Origin of the sequence: Streptomyces sp. NPDC056128 (assembly GCF_042263835.1) — a bacterium.
Taxonomy (GTDB): Bacteria; Actinomycetota; Actinomycetes; order Streptomycetales; family Streptomycetaceae; genus Streptomyces.
On sequence record NZ_JBHJVQ010000002.1, the window covers coordinates 814,061 to 830,898 of the forward strand.

Sequence of the window (16,838 nt, forward strand, 5' to 3'; positions counted from 1 at the left end):
CCGAGTAGCTGAATGTAATATGTTGCGCACGCTCAGCGACAAACAGCTGGGCAGACCTGAGCATTGCCCACGTCGCGGCGGGGTACGCCGGAGGGGTGACAGCCCGCAAGGGTTCGAGCGCTCGTGAACTTCAGCCCATCTGGGCTGGAATCCCGCGGATTCGGCCAAGGGAGGATGCCAACACACCGTGCACGTCGAGAGGGTGGGGTCGACCACCTCACCTTTCCGGCCACGTCTACTGCTACTGCTTCCGCGCCGGCCGCACCCGCACCGCGCCCCTCGCCGTACAGCGGGTCTCCGACCTCACCTTCGGTCTCGTCTCCTGCCAGAAGTACGACGAGGGGTACTACACCGCGTACCGGCACCTGGCCCAGGAGGACGTGGACGTCGTCTTCCACCTCGGCGACTACCTGTACGAGTACGCCGTCAACGACACCGGCGGCCAACGCGCCTACCCCGCGGGCACCCTGCCCGGCCTCTTCAACCGCGAGACCGTGACCCTGGAGGACTACCGGCTGCGGTACGCCCTCTACAAGTCGGACCCCGACCTGCGGGCCGCGCACGCCGCCCACCCCTTCGTCGTCACCTGGGACGACCACGAGAACATGCCGCTGCGGCGGCCCCAGCTCCCCGACGGCCCGGACCTCAAGCTCTACCGCCGCCTGCACTGGGGCCGACTGGCCCAGTTCTACGTGCTCGACACCCGCCAGTACCGCTCCAACCAGGCATACGGTCGAACGCCCTGTGGAACGTGGTGCCCCAGCAGGTCACCTTCGCCCGCCGGTACAACTCCACCACCCTGCCGTCCAAGGTCTCCATGGACTCCTGGGACGGCTACCCGGCCTCCCGCGAGCGGGTGCTGGCCGGCGCGCAGGCCGCCGGGATCGAGAACCTGATGGTCCTCACCGGCGACGTGCACGTCTCCTACGGCTTCGACATCAAGCGCGACTTCGACGACCCCGGCTCCCGCACCCTGGGCACCGAGATCGTCACCACCTCCGTCACCAGCGGCCGCGACGGCTCCGAGAAGCCCTCCAACTGGGACACCCTCATGGCCGCCAACCCGCACCTGAAGTTCTTCAACGGGCGGCGCGGCTACGCCAAGGTGTCGCTCGGCCGGGAACTGGCGCGCGCCGACTTCAAGACGGTGTCCCACGTGACCACGCAGGGCGCGCCGCTCACCACCGCCGGGTCCTTCGTGACGGAGGTGGGGGAGCAGGGGCTCAAGCCGGCGTGACCGCGCGCTCCTCGCCGGGATAGCGGACGCCGACGCGCTCACGGACCGCGTCGAGCGTCCGCATCACCGCCAGCGTGCCGTCGAGCGGCACCAGCGGCGACTCCGTCTCCCCGGCCCGCAGCGCCCGCATCACCTCGCGGGCCTCGTGCTGGAGGCTGGCCCGGGGGCCGTCGGCCGGATCGGCCCGGAACTCCTCCGGGTCCCTGCCGTCGCGGTGCAGGACGAAGTGGTCCGGGAAGAAGAAGCCGTACGGGACGTCGATGCGGCCCTTGGAGCCGGTGACCGAGGCGGAGTTGGGGGTGCCGCCGATGATGGAGCAGTGCACCGACGCGAGCGCGCCGCTCCCGTAGGAGAGCAGGGCGCCCGTCTGGAGGTCGACGCCCTCGTCCGAGAGGACCGACCGCGCGACGACGTCCGACGGTTCACCGAGCAGCAACTGCGCGAACGACACCGGGTACACGCCCAGGTCCAGCAGCGCGCCGCCGCCCTGCGCGGGGTCGCGCAGACGGTGGGTGGGAGGGAAGGGGCCCGCCAGTCCGAAGTCCGCGTGGACGCTGCGGATCTCGCCGATCGCGCCGTCGGCGACGAGTGCCCTCAGGCGTCGTACCAGCGGGTTGCAGTACATCCACATCGCTTCCATGAGGAAGACGCCGCGCTGCCGGGCGAGCGCGACCAGCTCCTCCGCCTCGCGCGCGTTCAGCGTGAACGGCTTCTCGCAGAGCACGTTCCGGCCCGCCTCCAGGCACAGGCCGGCGGCCGTCCGGTGCGCCGAGTGCGGGGTGGCGACGTACACCACGTCGACGTCCTCGTCGCGCGCCAGCGTCTCCCAGTCGCCGTACGCCCGCGGTATCCCGAACCGCTCCGCGAACGCCTTCGCCGACGCCTCGGTCCGCGAGGCCACCGCCACGACCTCCGCGTCCGGCAGATCGACCAGATCCGCCGTGAACGTCGCCGCCATCCCGCCGGTCGCCAGAATCCCCCAGCGCACCTTCTGCCCGGTCACCGCTGACACGCTGCCCCACCCTCGCTCAGGTTCGTTCGAGTCTGTTCGTTCAAGTGCGTACGAGCTGAGAGCATAGGTGGCGGATCTGTAGAAGAGGGAGGGGCACATGCCCGAGCGCGGGCCGTCCATATCGTACGAATCGACCGACACCACGAGCCCCGGAACGGGGCCGGCCGTCCACTCGCTGCGCGCCGCCCGCCGCACCGGGCTGCTCGTCACACTCATCCTCGGCAGCCTCACCGCGACGCCGCCGCTGGCGATGGACATGTACCTCCCCTCGCTCCCGGAGGTCACCCGGTCCCTGAACGCGCCCGCCGCGACCGTCCAGCTCACGCTCACCGCCTGCCTGGCCGGCATGGCCCTCGGCCAGCTCGTCGTCGGACCGATGAGCGACAAGTGGGGACGCCGGCGTCCGCTGCTCGCCGGGCTCGCGGTCTACGTCGTCGCCACCGCCCTGTGCGCGATCGCGCCCACCGTCGAACTCCTCGTCGCCTTCCGGCTGATCCAGGGGCTCGCGGGTGCCGCCGGGATCGTGATCGCCCGGGCCGTGGTCCGCGACCTCTACGACGGTGTGGCCATGGCCCGCTTCTTCTCTACCCTCATGCTGATCTCCGGCGTCGCGCCGATCGTGGCGCCGCTCATCGGCGGGCAGATCCTGCGGGTGACGGACTGGCGGGGCGTGTTCGTGGTCCTCGTCGTGGTCGGGGTGGTGCTCGGCGTCGTGGTCTGGGCCAAGCTGCCCGAGACGCTGCCGGAGGCCGAGCGGCACGCGGGCGGGGCCCGTGACACCCTCCGCGCGATGCGCGGGCTGCTCGCCGACCGCGCCTTCACCGGCTACATGCTCGCGGGCAGCTTCGCCTTCGCGTCCCTGTTCGCCTACGTGGCCGCGTCCCCGTTCGTCATCCAGGAGATCTACGGCGCCTCCGCGCAGACCTTCAGCCTGCTGTTCGGGCTCAACTCGATCGGCCTGGTCGTCGTCGGACAGATCAACGGCAAGATCCTCGTCGGCCGGGTCCGGCTGGACCGGGTGCTGTGCGTCGGCCTCGTGATCGTGATCGCCGCCGCGACCGCGCTGCTCCTGATGTCCCTGGGCGTCTTCGGCGAGGTCGGGCTCGTGCCGGTCGCCGCCGCGCTGTTCGTGCTGATGTCCGCGATGGGGATCAGCCTGCCGAACACCCAGGCGCTGGCCCTGATGCGGGTCAAGAAGTCGGCCGGCTCCGCGTCCGCGCTGCTCGGCACGTCCTCCTTCCTCGTCGGCGCCGTCGCATCCCCGCTGGTCGGGATCGGCGGCGAGGACACCGCCCTCCCGATGGCCGTCGTCCAGCTGACGGCGGCGGTGGTGGCGCTCGGCTTCCTCGTGTTCCTCGTGGGCATGGGGCGTCCCTCGGCGGAGCGTGCGAGCGTGCGGGGAGCCGCGAGCGGGCAGGGAGCGGAGAACTGAGCGCTCCGAGACTGCGCGGTGGCAGCCCTGAGCGGGCCGGGCTCGATCCCCGGCAGCTCCGCCGTGTCGTCGCCGACGTGCACGCCCTCACCGCCGGTGCGCGGCCCTGGGCGGCGGGTGCCGTCGTGGCCGTCGGGCGCGGGCCCGTGCTCGCCGTCGAGGAGGCGGCGGGGTGGGCCGTGCGGTACGCCGCCTACGATCCGCACACCGACCGGGGGGTGGAGCTGCCGGAGCGGGAGCGGGTGCCGATGAGCGTGGGGACGCCGTTCGACCTGGCGTCCCTCACGAAGCTGTTCACCTCCGTCGCCGCGGTGCAGCAGATCGAGCGGGGGACGCTCGGCATCGACGCGGAGGTGGGCGCGTACCTGCCGGACTTCCGGGGTGCGGCCGAGCACCGGGTCACCGTGCGGCAACTGCTCACGCACACCTCCGGGCTGCGGCCCGAACTTCCGCTGTACGACTGCGCGGACGACGCGGAGCGGCTGGCGCTGCTGCGGGCGGAGCGGCCGGTGGGGGTGCCGGGTGGTACGTACTGCTACTCGGACCTGAACATGCTGCTCCTCCAGCAGGTGCTGGAGCGCATCACCGGGCGCGGGCTCGACGTCCTCGTCCGGGACGGGATCACCCGGCCGCTGGGCATGACGGCGACGGGCTTCGGGCCGTGCCCGTCGGCTGCGGCGACGGAGGACCAGCGGCGGCCGTGGGGGAAGGCCGACCGGGGGATGCTGCGGGGGGTCGTCCACGACGAGAACGCGTGGGCGCTGGGCGGGGTGGCCGGGCACGCGGGGCTGTTCTCGACCGGGCGTGACCTCGCGGTCTTCTGCCGGGCGCTGCTCGGGGGCGGGGCGTACGGGCCGGCCCGCATCCTCGGTCCCGACTTCGTGGAGCTGCTGCTCACGGAGCCGGGGCTGGGGTTCGCCCTCGACCAGGCGTGGTTCATGGGTGAGCTGGCGGGACGCGGGGCGGCGGGGCACACCGGGTTCACCGGCACGATGCTGGTCCTCGACCGCGTGACGGACACCTTCGCGATCCTCCTCGCGAACACGGTCCACCCGCGCCGGGGGCTCGCTGCCAACGGGCCCCGGGCGGGGGTGTGCACGCGGGTGTCCCGAGCGGTACGGGATGCCTGACGGCGGTGCTGTGGCGGGTGGGTCGGGAGCGCCTATCGCGTTACCGCGGGCAGATGTGCCGCCTGGGGCGGCACGGGTGGGCGCGGCGGCACCCGGCAAGCGCCGGGTCGCGTCACCCACCCCCGGCCCGGCCCGCGCAGCCCCTCGTAGAATCGTCGCGTGAACGACCCTGCCGACATCCTGCGTGCCGCCCTCGCCGACCTCGTCGACGGGCTGCCGCCGCGGCAGGCCGCGCAGGCCGTGGAGCGGCTGATCGGGAAGTACCGGGGGGACACCCCGACCGACGCCCCCATCCTCCGCGACCGCGCCGACGTCGTCGCCTACGCCGCCTACCGCATGCCCGCCACCTTCGCCGCCGTACGCTCCGCGCTGGCCGCGTTCGCGGACGCCGTGCCGGGATGGGTGCCGGGCAGCCACGTGGACGTGGGCGGCGGGACCGGTGCCGCGACCTGGGCCGTCAGCGACACCTGGGACGGCCGCCGCCCGGTGACCGTGCTGGACTGGGCGGAGCCCGCCCTCGCCCTCGGCCGGGAGATCGCCGCCTCCCACCCCGCCCTGCGCGACGTCCGCTGGCAGCGCTCCCGGATCGGAGCGGCCCTCACCGTCGAGAGCGCCGACCTCGTCACCGTCTCCTACGTGCTCAACGAGCTGACCCCCGCGGACCGCGCCGCCCTCGTCGACGCCGCCGCCGGTGCCGCCCAGGCCGTCGTGATCGTGGAGGCCGGCACCCCCGCCGGGTACGCCCGCGTCATCGAGGCCCGCGACCGGCTCATCGCCGCCGGGTTCCACGTCGCCGCGCCCTGCCCGCACAGCGCCGCCTGCCCCATCGTGCCCGGCACGGACTGGTGCCACTTCGCGGCGCGGGTCAGCCGTTCCTCCCTGCACCGGCAGGTCAAGAGCGGGTCCCTCGCCTACGAGGACGAGAAGTTCAGCTACGTCGCCGCCACCCGGCTCCCGGTCTCCCCGGCCCCCTCCCGCGTGGTCCGGCGGCCGCAGATCCGCAAGGGCCAGGTGCTGCTCGACCTCTGCGAGCCGGACGAGCGGCTGGAGCGGCGGACGGTCACCAAACGGCACGGCGACCTGTACAAGGCGGCGCGGGACGCGGCCTGGGGAGACGCCTGGCCGGGGGCGGCGGGCGGCAACCCCGCGAACGAGTAGGGTCGTTGGACCGACGATCCGGAAGTGGGGCCCGTGGAAGATCAAGAGCGCCGCGCCCTGCGGGTCGTCATCGCCGAGGACGACCCCTTGCTGCGCGAAGGGCTCGCCCTGCTGCTGCGCGCCGAAGGGCTGGACGTGGTCGCCACCGCGGGCACCGGTGAGGCTGTCCTCCTCGCGATCGACGAGCACCGGCCCGACGTCGCCGTCCTGGACGTACGGATGCCGCCCACGCACACCGACGAAGGCGTCCGCGCGGCCGTCGAGGCGCGGCGGCTCCGTCCCGACCTGGCGGTACTGGTGCTGTCCGCCTACGTCGAGCAGTCCTTCGCCACCGATCTGCTGACCGGCGGCGTGGGTGGCCTCGGCTATCTGCTCAAGGAACGGGTCGGGCGGGTCGAGGAGTTCATGGCGGCGCTGCGGCGGGTCGCGGGCGGCGGTACCGCCATCGATCCGGAGGTCGTCGCCCAGCTGTTCACCCGGAGTCGGCAGGACACCCGGCTCGAACGGCTCAGCCCCCGGGAGCGCGAGGTGCTCGGCCTGATGGCCGAGGGCCTGGGCAACAGCGCCATCGCCGGACGGCTCGTCGTCACCGACGGCGCCGTCCACAAGCACATCCGCAGCATCTTCGCCAAGCTCGACCTCTCCCCGGCCGACCAGGTGGACCGGCGTGTGGCCGCCGTCCTCCACTACCTGGAGAACGCGCAGCCACACTGACCGGGCCCGATCTCACGACGCCTCTTCGGTGCCGTCCCCCTCCTGACGGGACTGCCGTCGTTCCTGGAGTTTGCGCAGCAGCTCCCGTTTCTGTTCCTGCGGGCTCGGGGCGCCGCCGGTCCTGCCGGAGCGGTCGCCGCCGCGCAGGGCGTCGCGGCCGAGCTTCCGGCGGGTGCCGCCGACGCCCAGCATGTTTCCTGCTCCACCTCGGGACATGGGGTCTCCTTCGGACTATCGGTGGCACGAGACGGTTCGTCTCGCACCGTGTGCCTTCACTGTCCGGCGAGACGGGGCGTCTTGTCAACCTGATAGATTCGAGACATGGCCGCTCAGAAACCCGCTCACGCCCCCGACAAGCCGCTCCCCGACGCCACCCGGCGCAGCCAGCGCTCCCGCCAGGCCATCTACGACGCCGCCCTCGCCCTCGTGGGGGAGGTCGGCTACCCCAAGACCACCATCGAGGGCATCGCCTCCCGCGCCGGTGTCGGCAAGCAGACGATCTACCGCTGGTGGTCCTCCAAGGCGGACGTCCTGCTGGAGGCCTTCCTCGACCTGAGCGACCGGGCCGCGCAGGCCGCCGGGGCCGAGACGCAGGCGACGTACGCCATCCCGGACACCGGCGACCTGGCCGCCGACCTCAAGGCCGTACTGCGCATGACCGTCGACCAGCTGCGGGACCCGCTGTACGAGGGCCCCTCCCGTGCCCTGGCCGCGGAGGGTCTGGTGGACGAGAAGCTCGGCCGGCGGTTCGTCGCCAAGCTGCTCGAGCCCTCGCTCCAGCTCTATGTCGACCGGCTGCGCGCCGCCCAGGCCGCCGGCCAGGTGCGGCCGGAGGTCGACCCGCGCATCGGACTGGAACTCTTCGTCTCCCCGCTCGCCCAGCGCTGGCTCCAGCACACCGCGCCGATCTCCTACGAGTACACCGACACGCTCGTCGACTACGCGCTCCACGGGCTCGCCCCTCGGTGACCAGGGAAGTTTGTCCCTTCGCGACCCCGAAGCGCGGAATGGTGCGACCATGGGGCATGCTGGTGCGCACGACGGCGAGGCAAGGGGTTTGATGAGCGCGGAGTTCGGCGGTCGGAGCGGTCTGCAGGGCAAACTCTCCTCGTGGTTGCGCGGACGCCGCCCCAAGGAGGCCGCCGGTGACGGTGGCCGGGAGGACCTGCTGCTCGCCGCCGCCGGTGCGGGACTGCCGCTGGCGCCCGCCGCGCACCCCGCCGGATACCGTTGCTCCTGCGACCGCGTGGGCTGTCCCACCCCGGCGCGGCACCCGGTCTCCTTCGCCTGGCAGACGCAGTCCACCACCGACCGGTCGCAGATCGAGCGCTGGGCCCGGCATCAGCCCGAGGCCAACTTCATCACCGCGACCGGCATGGTCCACGACGTCCTCGACGTGCCCCTGGAGGCCGGTCGCGAGGCGGTCCGGCGGCTGCTGGACGCCGGCATCGACGTCGGCCCGGTCGCCGAGAGCGACGACGGCCGCATGCTGCTGTTCACCCTCACCCGCGGCACCCCCGAGGACGAGGACGAGTGGTGGCCCTGCGAGCTGGACTGCCACCCCGAGACCATGGACGAGCATCCCGGGCTGCGCTGGCACTGCCGCGGGTCCTACGTACTCGTACCGCCCGCCCGGCTGCCCGGCGAGGACCGCACGGTGCACTGGGTGCGCGGACCCGAGCACCCGCTGCCGGACCCGCTGACCCTGCTGGAGACCCTCACCGACGCCTGTGCCCGGCACGCCGGTGAGGAGAGCGACCACGCGGGCACGGCCTGGCCGCTGCGCCGCTGAGCCCGGTGGCCGGGTGGCGGGGCTACTCGCCCTTCGCCGACGTCAGACCCTGCACCCGGCCCAGGATCGACACCTTCCCGTCCGCCGGGTCGAGCGCCACCTCGTTGGACACGAACTCCATCGTCAGCGACTGCTTGATCTCGCCGTCCGTCAGCGCCAGCACGTCCTTGTTCGGCGTCGGCACCGCCGCGCCCCGTGCCGAGGTCTGCTTCTCGAAGTGGCGCGTGGTGAAGAACACCAGCGCACCGCCGTCCTTCGTACGCAGCGCCAGCGGCGCGTAGTCGCCGTTCGTCAGCGGTTCGTCGATGAACTGGGTGACCAGGCCGGGGCGGCTGGACCGCTTCTCCCGCACCTTCCGCCAGGAACTGGTGTGCACGCCGTCCGCGAAGGACGCGCCGCCGTCCTGCAGATACGTCGTGTAGTCCTTGCTCAGGTCGGCCGGCGGTGCGGCCAGATCCGTCGAGTTGGCGGGGACCGCCTCGGCCCAGCCGTCCGCGTCGGTCTTGAACTCGGGCATCCGGTCCGGGGCGACCAGCGTCAGGTACGTCGCCTGCCAGGTCTCGTCCATGCCGTCGCGGGTGAACACCAGCAGCCAGCGCGACTTTCCGCCCTTGTTGGCCTTGGTGTCCGCGACGAACCAGCGGGGCCAGCCCGCCTTCTTCGGAATCGTGTACTTCGCGTCGGTCAGCTCCAGCGGCGCGTGCGCCGGGTTGCCGTCCGGATGGTTGGCCCGGCCCGCCTTCAGCCGCGCCGAGTCGATGGCGGCGAGGGCGCCGGCGGTGTGGTCGGCGTCCAGGGACGCGTCGTACGCCTTGTCGGCGGCGTTGTACGCAGAGGTGAACTGTTCGAGCGCCTTGGCGGCTTCGGCCCGGGTGGCCGAGGGGAGCACCTCGCGCTCGCCGTGCACCACCACGCATCCGCTCGCCGTCAACGACAAAGCGGTCACCGAGGCCGCCGTGAGTATCTTCCGGTCAAGCCGGAGGGGCCTTCGAGGGCCGCGATCCCTGCTCATCAGGTTCCTTCACCTTCCCCTTCCCGGAGGCGAACCCTACCGGGGCCGGGTGGCGTCCGAACGCCGGGACCGGGGACAGCCGCCACACCGTGACCTCCGCTCACGCCTAGGGCCTGTCGTTCGGATCATGCCGGCGTCGCGGGGCGTGGCACGCACATCTGCCGCGTTGTCGTCGGTTGCCAACTCCCCCACGCTCGGCTTCTCCCCCACTCTCGGCTTCGCTCGAGCGGGGGGACCCCCATGCGCGGGGGACCCCCATCGCGTTGTCGCCCTCCTCCGCCTTGCAGCTGCACGCACCACGCCCCGCTCGGGTGGGTCGAAAGGTGCAGCCTCTTTCAGCCGGCCTGATCCGAACGACAGGCCCTAGCGGCGCGGGACGACCAGCAGCGCACCCGTGCGCGGGTGCGGCAGCACCTCCACCGGCTGGTCGTAGACCTCGGAGAGAAGGCGCTCGGTGAACACCTGCGCCGGGGGGCCCTCGGCCGCGATCCGGCCCGCCCGCAGGATCGCCACCCGGTCCGCGTACGCCGCCGCCAGCGCGAGGTCGTGCAGGACGACGACCACCGCGTCCCCGGCCCGCGCCCGCTCCCGGCACAGGCGCAGGACGAGTTCCTGGTGCCGCAGGTCCAGGGCCGCGGTCGGTTCGTCCAGGAGGAGCAGGGGCGCGCGCTGCGCGAGGACCCGGGCGAGCGCCACCCGGGCCCGCTCGCCGCCGCTCAGCGCGGAGAAGGGGCGCCCGGCGAAGCCGGTCACCTCCGTGCGCGCCATCGCCTCGGCCACCGCCGCGTCGTCCTCGTCCTCCCGGTCGCTCCCCGCCCAGGGTGCCCGGCCCATCCGGACGACTTCCGCCACCGGGAACGGGAAGGACAGCGACGCCGACTGGGGCAGCACCGCCCGGCGCAGCGCCAGTTCGGGTGCCGACCACTCCGCCACCGGGTGGCCGTGCACGCGTACCAGCCCCTCGGCGGCCGGGACATCGGCGGCGAGGGCGCCCAGCAGGGTGGATTTCCCGGCACCGTTGGGACCGACCAGGGCCAGTACCTCGCCCGCCCGGACGGTGACGTCCACCCCGTCAAGCACCGGCCGACCGCCGAGGCGCACGCGCAGACCATCGGCCTCGGCCAGGACGTCGCCGGGCGCGGCCGGGGGCGGCGGCAGCGGACGGGACGGTACGAGGCGCAGCAGGCCCCGCGTGGTCGACACCTTCGTGGCTCTCATGCCCAACCCCCTTGCCTGCGCCGGGTGCGGCGCAGCAGCCAGAAGAAGAACGGGCTGCCCAGCAGCGCCGTCAGTACCCCGAGCGGCAGCTCGGCGGGCTCCGCCACCGTGCGCGCGGCCAGGTCGGCGGCGAGCAGCACGAGCGCGCCGAGCAGCGCGCTGCCCGGGATCAGGAAACGGTGGCCCGGACCGGCGATCATCCGCAGCAGATGCGGCACGACGAGGCCGACGAAGCCGATCACCCCGGCCACGCTCACGGCCGCCGCCGTCAGCAGCGCGATGACCAGGACCAGCACGATCCGCAGGCGCTCCACCTCCACGCCCAGGTGCCGGGCGGGGCGTTCGCCGAGCGCGAGCAGGTCGAGGCGGCGGGCGTACAGCGGGGCGAGCCCGAGTCCGAGGGCCGCGCACGGCAGCACCGCCAGCACCTTCGGCCAGGTCGCCTGGGCGAGCGAGCCCAACTGCCAGAAGGTGATCTGGTTGACCGCCGCCGTGTCCGCGAAGAACAGGAACAGGCCGATCAGCGCCCCCGCGAAGGCGTTCACGGCGATACCGGTGAGGATCAGCGTGACCACCTCCGTGCGGCCGCCCGCGCGGGACATGGCGTACACGACGAGGACCGTGATCAGGCCGGAGACGAACGCGAAGACGGACACCGTCCAGTTGCCGAGGAAGTTCAGCCCGAACGCGATGGCGCCGACCGCGCCGACCGCCGCGCCCGAGGAGACGCCGATGACGCCCGGCTCGGCCAGCGGGTTGCCGAACACGCCCTGCATCAGCGCGCCCGCGCAGCCCAGCGAGGCGCCGACGAGCAGGGTCAGCACGATCCTCGGGAACCGCACGTTCCACAGCACCGACTCGGCCACCCGGTCGAGTTCGGTGCCCCCGAGCCCGGTGCGGTGCAGCAGGGAGCCGAGCACGTCGCCGAGCGGGACCGGGTAGGCGCCGGTGCCGGCCGCGACCGGCACCAGGACCAGCAGGCCGGCGGTGAGGGCGGCGGTCAGCAGCCAGGCGGTGGTGCGCCGGGTGCGGGGCGGCGCCGGGTCGGCGGGCGCCTGGGGGCGGGCCGGCTTGTCCAGTACGGTCACCGCGCGCCGTCCTCGCCGTACAGCTGCGCCACGACCGACTTGAGCACCTGGTCGGTGCGGGGGCCGTAGTTGAGGAGGACGCCGTCCTCGACGGAGACGATCCGGCGGTCCATCCCGGCCGGGGTCTGGGCGACGCCGGGGATCTTCACCAGGCCGTCGACGCCGCCGACGGACTCCAGGCCCTTGCTCATCACGAGGATCGCGTCCGGCGCGGCCTTCACCAGGGCCTCGCTGGTGATCGCGGTGAAGTCCTTGTCCAGGCCCGACGAGGCCCCGGCGTCCACCGCCCCGGCCGCCTCGATCAGCGAACCGGCACCCGAGTCCGCGCCGCCGATGAGGTAGACGGAGGCCGAGCCGCGCAGGTACAGGAAGGCGACCCGCGGCTTCTCCCCGTGCGGAACGTCCTCGCGGGCGGCCTCGATCCGCTCCTCGGAGCGCCGCGTCAGCTCCTTCCCGGCCGCCGGTACGCCGAGGGCGTCGGCGACCGCCTGGATGCGCTGGCCCACGTCGTCCAGGCCCTTGGCCGCCTCGACGAACAGCACCGGGACCCCGGCGGCGCGGATCTGGTCCACCGCCTCCTCCGGTCCCGTGGTGGTCTCGGCGATCACCAGGTCCGGCCTGAGCGACAGCACGCTCTCCGCGGAGACGTCGTGGCCCCGGGTGACCACCGGGAGCTTCGCCGCCTGCGCGAAGGTGGCGGTGACGTCGCGGGCGACGACGCGGTCGCCGAGTCCGAGGGTGAACACGATCTCGCTGAGGCTGCCGGACAGCGGGACGACGCGCTCGGCCCCCTCCACCGTGACCTTCTCGCCGTCGGCGGAGCGGACGGTCGCCGGGAGCCGGGGCGTGGGTCTCTCCGCCAGGGGCTCGACCCGGTTGGCCACGGACTGCCCGGCGGTCGGGGCCCCCGAGCCGGCCGTGCCGCCGGGCGACGCCTCCGAGGAGCCTCCGCATCCGGTCGCGGTCAGGGTGAGGGCGAGCACGGACAGCGCTGCTCCCGCCAGTCGGTTCCGCAAGCGTCGCACGATCCGTCCCGTCCTTCCGTCGACTGCCGGTATCAGTCGGCTAGAGCTTAGGTTAGCCTTACCTTCGTTCGCTACCGGCCCCCCGATCCGGAGGACTTCGCCATGCCCGCCCGCCTTCGCGCCCTGGTCACCGTGTTGTGCGCGGCCGTCCTCGGAGCCCTGCTCCCCCTGACCGCCGCCCACGCCGAGAGCCGGACCGTGCAGGGCGGACGGCTCGACTGGGGCATCAAGTCGTCGTTCCAGAGCTACGTCACCGGGCCCATCGCCAAGGGGAGTTACTCGCTGACCGGGGGAGCGGCCACCGTCGGCGGCAGCGCCTTCCGCTTCCACTCCGCGACCGGCGCCTACGACGGCGACCAGGGCACCTTCCGGGCCGGCTTCTCCGGCGGCGTGCGCTTCCTCGGCCACCGCACGAGCGGCGGCGGCCATCAACTCGACCTCACCATCAGCCGTCCCACCGTGAGCATCTCCGGCGCCACCGGCACGCTCCTCGTGGACGTCACCAGCAAGGCGAAGGGCACCGGGGCGGTCACGACGTCCCGTCAGGTGCCCTTCGCCACCCTCTCCCTCGGCTCCATCGACATGCGGGGCGGCGGCGACACCGTGGCCCTGACCAACCTGCCCGCCACCCTCACCGCCCAGGGCGCCCGCTCCTTCGCCGGGTACTACACCGCCGGCACCGCCCTCGACCCGGTGAGCCTGTCCGCCGACGTCGCGGCGGCGGCGCGGCAGCCGGAGAAGAAGCCGTCGAGCACCCCCGCCCCGGCCGACAAGTCCCCGAAGCCCAAGGCGGCTCCGGGCGGCGCGATCAAGGACGGCGCCGTCGACTGGGGCGTGCGCCGCACCTTCCGCGAGTACGTCACCGGGGACATCGCCGACGGCGAGTGGACGCTGTCCGCGGGCGCCCAGGACGGCGGCGCGCTCTTCCGCTTCCCGGGCGGCGCGGGCACGTTCGAGGACGGCGACCTCACCGCCGCCTTCGAGGGCGCGGTGCGCTTCACCGGCGCGCACGGCCTCGACCTGCGGCTGAGCGCCGTACGGGCCACCGTCGAGGACGGCAAAGGCACCCTGTACGCCGACGTGACCGGCCCCGACGTCAAGGACCGCAAGGTGCCCCTGGTCACCTTCACCGCCAAGGACCTCAAGGCCACCGGCGGACTGGTGAAGGTGACCGAGGCCCCCGCCAAGCTCACCGCGCGCGGCGCCGAGGCGTTCGGCGGCATGTACCGGGCGGGCACCGCCATGGACCCGCTGTCCCTGGCCGTCGCCCTCACCGCCGACGCCGAACTGCCCGCCCTGCCCGACCTCGGCAGCGAGCCCACGACCAGCCCGAGCCCGCGGCCCGCGAAGACCGGGGCCGACACCTCCGCCGCCCCCGTCGCGAGCGCCACCGACGACGGCGACTTCCCCGCCCTGCCCGTCTCCCTCACGGCCGGCGCCCTGCTGCTGGTGGCCGCGGCCCTCGTGGCTGTCGCCCTGCGCAGGCGCCGGGCCCTGCCCGCCGCGTCCCCCGCGGACGAGGGCTGACCCCGGAGACAACGACACCGGACCGCCCCCCGGCGACCCCTCACCCAAGGAGAACCGAGCCATGCCCGTCAGACGACGCCGCTCCACCGCCCTCGCCGCCGCCGTGGCCACCGCCGCCGCGCTCGGCGCCACCGTCCTCGTTACGGCCGGCGCAACCACCGCCACGGCGGCCGAAGTGCCGCTCAAGGACTACGAGCTGACGTGGGGCGTCAAGCAGTCGTACCGCTCCTACGTCGGCATGTTCGGCACCTTCACCACGTCGGGCGGCGCGACGCAGGCCGCCGGCAACGGCGCGTTCACGTTCGTCGACGGCACCGGCACCTACGACACCACGGGACACACCGTCGACCTGGCCTTCAAGGGCGGGCTGGTGAGCAAGTCCGCGGCGCACGGCTTCGAGATCACGCTCACCGACGTGCGCTTCGACAGCAAGGCCGGCGAGATCACGGCCGACATCAAGAAGGTCGACACCTCCGCGGGCGCCCCCAAGACCACCGAGGGCGACGACGTCCCGCTCGCCACGGTCGCCGTGACCCGTGCGATGAAGGACATGGCCACCACGCTCACCGCCGAGGCGGGGGAGTACCTCGGCAGCGCGAGCTACGCGGGCGCGGCCGGCGACCCGCTGACGGTCGTTCAGAAGACACCGCCGAGCACGCCGCCCACCTCGCCGTCGCCCTCCCCGTCGCAGACGCAGACGCAGACGCAGGAACCGTCCCCGTCCGCCTCGCAGACCACCCCCACCGAGAACCCCGAGACCGAGTCACCCGCCCCGGCCCCGACGAAGACCACCAGCACCGGTCCGTCTCCCGCCGCCTCCGCCACCAAGGGCGAGATCGCCGACGGCACCCTCGGCTGGGGCGTGAAGCAGACCTTCCGCGCCTACGTCGTCGGCCCCATGGCCAAGGGCAGGGTCACCGTCTCCGGCGGCGCGACCCAGGCGGCCGGCAACGGCGCCTTCACCTTCAAGGACGCCACCGGCACCTACGACACCGACGCCGACAGGCTCACCGCCTCCTTCCAGGGCGCCGTGAACTTCAAGGGCCACGAGACCAACGGCACGTACGGCCTCGACCTGACCCTGAGCAACCTCAAGGCCACCCTCGACGGCGGCAGCGGCAAGCTGAGCGCCGACGTGAACAGCCTCGGCACGCTCACCAAGGGCGTGGTGCTGGCCGACCTGAAGGCCAAGTCCGCCGACCTCACCGCCGAGAAGGACGTCATCACGGTCGACGACGTCGCCGCCACACTCACCGCGGCCGGCGCGAAGGCCTTCGGCGACTTCTACCCGGCCGGCACGGCCCTGGACACCGCCGACCTGTCGGTGGCGCTGACCGACGCAGCCCAGCTCCCGGACGGCGGCTCCTCGGGCACGACCGGCGGCACGGGCGGTACGGGCGGCTCGGCCGGCGGGAGCACCGGAGGCACCGGAGGCACCGCCTCGACCATCGGCGGCACCGGCACCACCACGGGCGGCTCGACCGGCGCCGGCAGCCTCGCCACCACCGGCTCCGACATCCCGGGCCCGGCCCTGGCCGGGGCGGCGGGCGTCGCGGTGGCGATCGGCGCGGGCGCGGTCTACGCGACCCGCGCGCGCCGGACGCAGCAGTAATCCCTTGCGGGCCGGGGCGGCCCGCCCTCGATACTGTCCGCATGAGACGGGCGACGAGGGAACGGACCGGCGGACCACTGGTCCTGGACGTCCGAGGCCGCCCCGGCCCGCCCCCGCTGCGTTTCGTCCGCGCGGCCGGCCAGGCCCCGGCCCTCCACCAGGGTGACCACACCCTGCTCCGGTCCCGGTGGGTCGGCGACGGCTGCTGCCGCGACCTGCACCTGCGCCGCCTGCCCGGCCACCGCTCCCCCCTGCCCCCGCTGCGTGCCGCGTCGATGCGCGCCCCGGCCGACTGGCGCCACCGCTACGCCCGATGGCTGGAGACCACCCCCTACGGCCCCCTGCACGACGGCCGTTGGTCGCTCACCGCGCGCACCGCCTTCGCGCCCGGCATCTGGACCGAGGACCTCGTACGCGGCTGGCCGGACGGCGTCCTCGAACTGCACTGCGGAGGCGGCTGGCACGGCGTCCTGCCCCTGCGCCCCCTCTCCGCGCCGGACGCCCCGCGCGTGAAGGCGTACCGCAAACATGCCCGGGACGGCACCCTCGCCCCGGTGCTGCTGTGGTGGGTGTCGTTCCTCGACGGCTGGCTGCTCCTGGACGGGCACGACCGGGCCGTGGCGGCGCTGGCGGAGGGAGGCGAGCCGGCCTGCGTGGTGCTGGCCCGCCTGCCCGACGAGGCCGAGTGGCGGCGCACCGCACAGGACGTCACCCGGGCGTACGAGGAGCGCACGGCCCGGCTGTCGGACCGCCCCGCCGCTCCCGGCACCGGGCACCAGCACACCGCCCTGGCCCGCGGCTGGACCGACGCGCTCGCCACCCTCCCGTACGACGAGGCCCCCACCCCGGCCTGGCCGCCCCCGGACGATGCTTGAATGCCC

Annotated in this window: 15 protein-coding genes and 2 pseudogenes; 10 read left to right on the top strand and 7 right to left on the bottom strand. The window is 73.6% G+C overall.

The window, feature by feature from the left end; translation table 11 throughout:
* Window positions 1–233: 233 nt before the first annotated feature.
* Window positions 234–1,237 (top strand): annotated as a pseudogene (locus ACFC1X_RS07645) (alkaline phosphatase D family protein); the annotation flags it as partial.
* Here ACFC1X_RS07645 and ACFC1X_RS07650 read toward each other — a convergent pair.
* Window positions 1,224–2,240, bottom strand: coding sequence for a Gfo/Idh/MocA family protein (locus tag ACFC1X_RS07650; protein ID WP_376349629.1), 1,017 nt, complete (start codon window positions 2,238–2,240; stop codon window positions 1,224–1,226). The pseudogene ACFC1X_RS07645 and the gene ACFC1X_RS07650 overlap by 14 nt on opposite strands.
* A gap of 106 nt (window positions 2,241–2,346) precedes the next feature.
* On the opposite strand from ACFC1X_RS07650, the gene ACFC1X_RS07655 reads away from it, so the two are divergent.
* The 4 genes from ACFC1X_RS07655 (at window position 2,347) to ACFC1X_RS07670 (ending at window position 6,683) form a co-directional block, all read left to right on the top strand.
* Window positions 2,347–3,681 carry a multidrug effflux MFS transporter gene (locus tag ACFC1X_RS07655; RefSeq protein ID WP_376349631.1) on the top strand — a complete coding sequence of 445 codons (1,335 nt, stop codon included), beginning with the start codon at window positions 2,347–2,349 and terminating at the stop codon, window positions 3,679–3,681.
* Window positions 3,682–3,758: 77 nt separating this feature from the next.
* A complete protein-coding gene (locus tag ACFC1X_RS07660) occupies window positions 3,759–4,811 on the top strand; it encodes a serine hydrolase domain-containing protein (protein ID WP_376349633.1) in 1,053 nt (350 codons plus the stop codon).
* A 159-nt stretch (window positions 4,812–4,970) separates the two neighbouring features.
* Entirely contained in the window at window positions 4,971–5,969 is a 999-nt protein-coding gene (locus ACFC1X_RS07665) for a small ribosomal subunit Rsm22 family protein (protein ID WP_376349635.1), read from the top strand.
* 57 nt (window positions 5,970–6,026) lie between these two features.
* A complete protein-coding gene (locus ACFC1X_RS07670; RefSeq protein WP_376349803.1) occupies window positions 6,027–6,683 on the top strand; it encodes a response regulator transcription factor in 657 nt (218 codons plus the stop codon).
* A 12-nt stretch (window positions 6,684–6,695) separates the two neighbouring features.
* Here ACFC1X_RS07670 and ACFC1X_RS07675 read toward each other — a convergent pair whose 3' ends face one another.
* Entirely contained in the window at window positions 6,696–6,899 is a 204-nt protein-coding gene (locus tag ACFC1X_RS07675) for a DUF6243 family protein (protein WP_376349636.1), read from the bottom strand.
* Window positions 6,900–7,004: 105 nt separating this feature from the next.
* Between ACFC1X_RS07675 and ACFC1X_RS07680 the strand changes: the two genes are divergently transcribed.
* Together ACFC1X_RS07680 and ACFC1X_RS07685 are read left to right on the top strand one after the other, a co-directional pair.
* Window positions 7,005–7,652 carry a TetR/AcrR family transcriptional regulator gene (locus ACFC1X_RS07680; RefSeq protein WP_376349637.1) on the top strand — a complete coding sequence of 216 codons (648 nt, stop codon included), beginning with the start codon at window positions 7,005–7,007 and terminating at the stop codon, window positions 7,650–7,652.
* A gap of 91 nt (window positions 7,653–7,743) precedes the next feature.
* Entirely contained in the window at window positions 7,744–8,475 is a 732-nt protein-coding gene (locus ACFC1X_RS07685; RefSeq protein ID WP_161329717.1) for a bifunctional DNA primase/polymerase, read from the top strand.
* Between the two features lie 22 nt (window positions 8,476–8,497).
* On the opposite strand, the gene ACFC1X_RS07690 is transcribed toward ACFC1X_RS07685, so the two are convergent.
* From ACFC1X_RS07690 to ACFC1X_RS07710, 5 genes and pseudogenes are all read right to left on the bottom strand, one after another.
* Complete coding sequence (locus ACFC1X_RS07690; RefSeq protein ID WP_376349638.1) at window positions 8,498–9,487, bottom strand: hypothetical protein; 990 nt, start codon at window positions 9,485–9,487, stop codon at window positions 8,498–8,500.
* Window positions 9,447–9,584: pseudogene (locus ACFC1X_RS07695) on the bottom strand (iron transporter); the annotation flags it as partial. The pseudogene ACFC1X_RS07695 and the gene ACFC1X_RS07690, both read right to left, overlap by 41 nt.
* 266 nt (window positions 9,585–9,850) lie before the next feature.
* A complete protein-coding gene (locus ACFC1X_RS07700; RefSeq protein ID WP_376349639.1) occupies window positions 9,851–10,705 on the bottom strand; it encodes a heme ABC transporter ATP-binding protein in 855 nt (284 codons plus the stop codon).
* Window positions 10,702–11,793, bottom strand: a complete 1,092-nt coding sequence (locus tag ACFC1X_RS07705) for a FecCD family ABC transporter permease (protein ID WP_376349641.1) — start codon at window positions 11,791–11,793, stop codon at window positions 10,702–10,704. Before ACFC1X_RS07705 ends, ACFC1X_RS07700 begins: the two co-directional genes overlap by 4 nt.
* On the bottom strand, window positions 11,790–12,818 hold the full coding sequence (locus tag ACFC1X_RS07710; RefSeq protein WP_376349643.1) for a hemin ABC transporter substrate-binding protein: 1,029 nt from the start codon (window positions 12,816–12,818) through the stop codon (window positions 11,790–11,792). Before ACFC1X_RS07710 ends, ACFC1X_RS07705 begins: the two co-directional genes overlap by 4 nt.
* Before the next feature lie 102 nt (window positions 12,819–12,920).
* Between ACFC1X_RS07710 and ACFC1X_RS07715 the strand changes: the two genes are divergently transcribed.
* The 3 genes from ACFC1X_RS07715 (at window position 12,921) to ACFC1X_RS07725 (ending at window position 16,832) form a co-directional block, all read left to right on the top strand.
* The gene (locus ACFC1X_RS07715; protein ID WP_376349645.1) at window positions 12,921–14,345 is read left to right on the top strand and encodes an HtaA domain-containing protein; all 1,425 of its coding nucleotides are present in this window, start codon (window positions 12,921–12,923) and stop codon (window positions 14,343–14,345) included.
* Window positions 14,346–14,406: 61 nt separating this feature from the next.
* On the top strand, window positions 14,407–15,957 hold the full coding sequence (locus ACFC1X_RS07720) for an HtaA domain-containing protein (RefSeq protein WP_376349646.1): 1,551 nt from the start codon (window positions 14,407–14,409) through the stop codon (window positions 15,955–15,957).
* 41 nt (window positions 15,958–15,998) lie between these two features.
* Window positions 15,999–16,832: a hypothetical protein gene (locus ACFC1X_RS07725; RefSeq protein WP_376349648.1), complete on the top strand. Its 834-nt coding sequence runs from the start codon at window positions 15,999–16,001 to the stop codon at window positions 16,830–16,832.
* Window positions 16,833–16,838: the final 6 nt, after the last annotated feature.